This is a genomic window from Streptomyces phytophilus, assembly GCF_013870535.1.
Classification (GTDB): Bacteria; Actinomycetota; Actinomycetes; order Streptomycetales; family Streptomycetaceae; genus Streptomyces; species Streptomyces phytophilus.
The window spans coordinates 1-4,387 of the sequence record NZ_JACBXC010000458.1 but is presented as its reverse complement, the minus strand read 5'-3'; the positions used below and the strand labels follow the sequence as shown (position 1 = coordinate 4,387).

At 72.2% G+C, this 4,387-nt stretch carries 4 protein-coding genes; 2 read left to right on the top strand and 2 right to left on the bottom strand.

The features are described 5' to 3' along the window. Positions 1-26: 26 nt before the first annotated feature. The gene (gene pstC, locus H5J30_RS19155; RefSeq protein WP_181788639.1) at positions 27-1,031 is read right to left on the bottom strand and encodes a phosphate ABC transporter permease subunit PstC; all 1,005 of its coding nucleotides are present in this window, start codon (positions 1,029-1,031) and stop codon (positions 27-29) included. A 140-nt stretch (positions 1,032-1,171) separates the two neighbouring features. Then, positions 1,172-2,305, bottom strand: coding sequence for a phosphate ABC transporter substrate-binding protein PstS (gene pstS, locus H5J30_RS19150; RefSeq protein WP_181788638.1), 1,134 nt, complete (start codon positions 2,303-2,305; stop codon positions 1,172-1,174). 317 nt (positions 2,306-2,622) lie between these two features. Between pstS and H5J30_RS19145 the strand changes: the two genes are divergently transcribed. Together H5J30_RS19145 and H5J30_RS19140 are read left to right on the top strand one after the other, a co-directional pair. Then, positions 2,623-3,777, top strand: a complete 1,155-nt coding sequence (locus H5J30_RS19145; protein ID WP_181788637.1) for an Rv3626c family coenzyme F420 biosynthesis-associated protein — start codon at positions 2,623-2,625, stop codon at positions 3,775-3,777. A 195-nt stretch (positions 3,778-3,972) separates the two neighbouring features. Beyond that, positions 3,973-4,387, top strand: a 415-nt coding sequence (locus tag H5J30_RS19140; RefSeq protein WP_309505576.1) for a PP-loop family protein, incomplete at its 3' end; no start/stop codon positions are given.

The following is a 4,387-nucleotide window of genomic DNA, read 5'->3' as shown; positions in this document are numbered from 1 at the left end:
GTCGCCGCGGCCGGTCGGGGGCGCGCTCATGCGTTGGCCCCCGAGTACTCCTTGCGGCGCGCGATGATCAGCCGGGCGGCGCCGTTGACCAGCAGCGTGATGACGAACAGCACCAGACCGGAGGCGATCAGCGCGTCCCGCCCGAACTCGCCGGCCTCCTTGAACGCCGAGGCGATGTTCTGCGCGAACGTACCGCCCCCGGGCTCCAGCACCTTCGCCGACAGGATCGCCGACGGCGACAGCACCGTGGCCACCGCCATCGTCTCGCCCAGCGCCCGCCCGAGGCCGAGCATCGAGGCCGAGATGACGCCGGAGCGGCCGAAGGGCAGCACCGTCATGCGGATGACCTCCCAGCGCGTGGCGCCCAGCGCCAGCGCCGCCTCCTGGTGCGTCTGCGGCGACTGCCGGAACACCTCGCGGCTGACGTTCGTGATGATCGGCAGGATCATGATCGCCAGCAGGATGCCGGCGGTCATCAGGGAGCGCGGGGCGCCGCCGTCGTACGAGAAGACGACGGTCCAGCCCAGGAGGTCGTCCAGCCACTCGTACGGGCCGACCAGGTGCGGCACGAGGAACAGGGCGCCCCACAGGCCGTAGACGATGGACGGGACGGCGGCCAGCAGGTCGATGACGTACGCGAGGGGGGCGGCCAGCCTGCGCGGTGCGTAGTGGGTGATGAACAGCGCGATGCCCACCGCGATCGGCACCGCGATGACCATGGCGATCACCGACGAGACGACCGTGCCGAAGGCCAGCACGGCGATGCCGAAGACCGGCGGCTGGGCGTTGGCGTTCCACTCGAAGGTGGTGAGGAAGTTGCCCTCGTTCTTGGCGAGGGCGAGCGCGGCGCGGTACGCGAGGAACGCCGCGATCGCGCCCATGATCACCAGCAGGGTGATCCCGGACCCCTTCGACAGGCCGGCGAAGACGCGGTCGCCGAGGCGGGTGTCCGGCTTGCGGCGGCGGCCCGGCCCGCGCGGGGCCTCGGGCGGGGGCGGGGCGGGTGTGCGTATGTCTGTGTCGGTACTCACGTGCGGTCTCCGGTCTGGGTGGGGCGGCGGCGCGTGGGTGTGCGCCTGTCGTCCCGGCGGCGGTGCACCGGATGCGGCGCCCGTGCCCTCCGGGCCCCCGCGCCGGTCGGCGCGGGGGCTGCGGGGGCACGGGTCGGAGGTCAGGAGAGTGACTCCACGGTCGTACGGACCTTCCCGGCGATCTCCGCGGGCAGCGGGGCGTAGCCGAGCTGGCTCAGCTTGGACTGGCCGGCCTCGCTGGCGGTGTAGCCGAGGAAGGACTTCACCTTGTCCAGATTGTCCCTGTTGTTGCCCGTGTCGCAGGCGATCTCGTAGGTGAGGAGGGTCAGCGGGTAGGCGCCGTCGGCGTCGGTGGTGTAGTCGAGCTTCATCGCCAGGTCCTTGCCGGTGCCCGTGACCTTGGCGGCGGCGATGGCCTTCGAGGCGTTGTCGCTGGTGGCCTCGACGGGCTCGGCGGCGCCGGTGTCCAGCTTCACGGTGTCGATGTCGCTCGCGGTGGCGTAGGACAGCTCGAAGTACGAGATGGCGCCGTCGGTCTGCTTCACCTGCGAGGACACCCCGGAGGAGCCGTCCGCGGCCTGGCCGCCCTGTACGGGCCACTTCTTGCCGGGCTCGTGCGGCCAGGTGTCCTGGGCCGCGGCGGCGAGGTACTGGGTGAAGTTGTCGGTGGTGCCCGACTCGTCCGAGCGGTGCACCGGCTGGATCTTGGTGTCCGGCAGGTCCGCGTCGGGGTTGAGGTCGGCGATGGCCGGGTCGTTCCAGGTGGTGATCGAGCCGCCGAAGACCTGGCCGAGGACGTCCGCGTCGAGGACGAGGTCGTCGACGCCGTCGACGTTGTAGCCGACGGCGATGGGCCCGCCGAGCATCGGGATGTTGATGGCCTCGCCGTCCTTGCAGACCTTCTTCGACGCCTGCACCTCCTCGGGCTTGAGCACCGAGTCGGAGCCGGCGAAGCCGGTCTTGCCCTGCAGGAACTCCTGGATGCCGGCGCCGGAGCCGGTGGCCTTGTAGTTGACGGTGATGTCCGGGCAGGAGCCCTGGAAGTCGCTGACCCACTGGTCCACGGCGTTCTTCTGCGCGGAGGAGCCCGAGGCCAGCAGCTCGCCGGAGCCGGTGCACTTCACGTCGTCGGCGGCGGCCTGGGCGCCGCCACCGGTCGAGGCGGCGCCGCCGGTGTTGTCGTCAGACCCGCAGGCGCCGAGGACGAGGGCGCCGGCGAGGGCGAGCGAGCCTGCGGCGGCGCCGCGCAGCCGGGTGGTGCGGGGAAGCTTCACGGTGGGGGTCCTTTGCGGTTCTTGCGGTACTGGGGCGAGACCTCTTCCTCAGGTATGCGCGTTCGCATCCGTCCCGCCTGCGCTGATTCACCTTTCGTTGCCGAATTTAGGCAGAACAGGTGAATCAATTCGCCGTCCGAAGTGAACGAGAAGTGAACCTCGTCCCTCGTTCGGGCGACTGCCACGCCGCCCCGGCCCCCGCCGCGCCCCCTGCCGGGCCCTCCGCGGGGTCCCGCGGGTCCCCTACGGGTGCCCCCGTGACCGGATCCGGGGGCCGCGCGCTCCCGCTCGGCCGCGTGGGCACGTACGGTGAAGAGATGACGAGCATCGGTGGTGCGGAGATGGTCGACTGGAATCTCGCGGTTGCGACCGCGACGCGGTTCGTGCGGCCGGGGCCGGAGGTGAGCCGGGACGAGGCGCGTGCCATCGTCGGCGAGCTGCGGGCGCACGCCCGGTCGGCCGAGGAGCACGTACGCGAGTTCTCCCGGATGTATCCCGACGGCGCCGACCCCCGGCACGACACCCCGATCCTCGTGGTCGACCGGCCCGGCTGGGTCAAGGCGAACGTCGCGGGCTTCCGCGCCGTCCTCGCGCCGCTGCTGGAGAAGATGGACAAGCGCCGCTCCGGCCTCCCCGGCGGGGCCGTCCTGGGCGCCGTCGGCGGCAAGGTCACCGGCGTCGAGCTGGGGATGCTGCTGTCGTTCCTGTCCTCCCGCGTCCTCGGCCAGTACGAGACCTTCGCCCCCGCCACCCGCGACCTGCCCGGCGGCCCCGCCGCCCACGCCGGCTCCGGCAGCGGCGGCGCCGGCCAGGGCCGGCTGCTGCTCGTCGCGCCGAACATCGTCCACGTCGAGCGCGAGCTGGAGGTCGCCCCGCACGACTTCCGGCTGTGGGTCTGCATCCACGAGGAGACCCACCGCACGCAGTTCACCGCCGTGCCGTGGCTGCGCGACCACCTGCAAGGCGAGATCCAGTCGTTCCTGGGCGAGACGGAGATCGACCCGGCCACCCTCCTGGACCGCGTACGCGAAGCGCTCCAGAGCCTCAGCGGCGGCAAGGAGGAGGGCGCGGAGGAGCGCAGCATCGTCGAGGTCGTCCAGACCCCGGCGCAGCGGGAGATCCTGGGCCGGCTGACCGCGGTGATGTCCCTGCTGGAGGGGCACGCGGACTACGTGATGGACGGCGTGGGACCGCAGGTCGTGCCGTCGGTCGCGGAGATCCGGGAGAAGTTCACCAAGCGCCGCCAGGCCGGCGCGGGCCGGCTGGACCAGGCGCTGCGCAAGCTGCTCGGCCTGGACGCCAAGCTCCGCCAGTACCGCGACGGCGAGCGCTTCGTACGGCACGTCGTCGACGAGGTCGGCATGGACGGCTTCAACCGCGTGTGGACCTCGCCCAACACCCTGCCGACCAAGTCGGAGATCGCCAAGCCGGCGGACTGGATCGCGCGGGTGCACAGCCGGGCCGAGAGCTGACGACTGCTTCAAGCGGTTCCCATGGCGGCGATATTCGCGTGACTTTCACCCGTCCGAGGGAGCGAACCCGGCGTTGCCCGCGTGCAATGCTCGGTTGGCCGCTCTCCTCTGTCACCATCGACACACTTACAGTGACGGTCGCGGAGGTGAGCCCGAGCGAGCTCTTCCGCCGCCAGCGAAAGTGAAGTGAAAGCCATGGGTCCCCATCCAGCGGTCGCCGCGATACGTCTGGCCGTACGCCACGTCCTGCACGACGTCCTGACCGAGTACGCGACGGCACACGCTCCCCCCACACCCGCGGCCTCCCCGGCCGCCCCCACGGCGTCTCCTGCCGCCCCCGCGGCCTCCACGGCCGCAGTCCCCGCACCGGCCTCGCGCGCCCGCTTCGCGGGCAACCCCCCGACCCCCGCCGTCCCCGCCGACGCGCCCCTCGTCCTCGTCGCCTGCTCCGGCGGCGCCGACTCCATGGCGCTGGCCTCCGCCCTCTCCTTCGAGGCCCCCCGCCAGGGCGCCCGCGCCGGCGGCATCACCATCGACCACGGCCTCCAGGACGGCTCCGACCTGCGCGCGCAGGAAGTCGTCGGCCGGCTGCGCGCCCTCGGCCTGGACC